At 67.0% G+C, this 382-nt stretch carries 1 protein-coding gene; it reads right to left on the reverse strand.

What is annotated here, in order from left to right; translation table 11 throughout:
* A partial coding sequence (locus EOB49_RS34840) for an FAD/NAD(P)-binding oxidoreductase (RefSeq protein ID WP_245473008.1) occupies positions 1 to 382 on the reverse strand: 382 nt, incomplete at both ends.

Genomic DNA, 382 nt, shown 5'->3' on the forward strand with positions numbered 1-382 from the left:
GTGCGCATGGCGGACGCCATCATAACACCGGGCGTGTCGTTGCCGGCAAAGACGATCGGCCGTTCGATGGCGCCGGCCGCGACGACGCAGCGCTTCGCCACGATCCGCCACAGCCGCTGGCGCACCTGGTGCTCGGGCGGCGAGGGCAGGTGGTCGTTGACCCGCTCGATCGCGCCATAGGTGCCGCCATCGTAGACGCCGAATAGTGCCGTGCGGGTCATGATGCGGACGTCCGGCATATCAGCCAATTCAGCCAGCGTCTTCGAGAGCCATTCTGTCGCCGGAACACCATCGATCGTGCCGCCGTCCGACAGCAAGCGGCCGCCAGGGACAAAATCCTCTTCGCACAGGATGACGCGGGCACCAGAGCGGCCGGCTGCCA

The sequence above is a fragment of the Mesorhizobium sp. M7A.F.Ca.MR.148.00.0.0 genome (assembly GCF_003997735.1).
GTDB lineage: Bacteria > Pseudomonadota > Alphaproteobacteria > Rhizobiales > Rhizobiaceae > Mesorhizobium.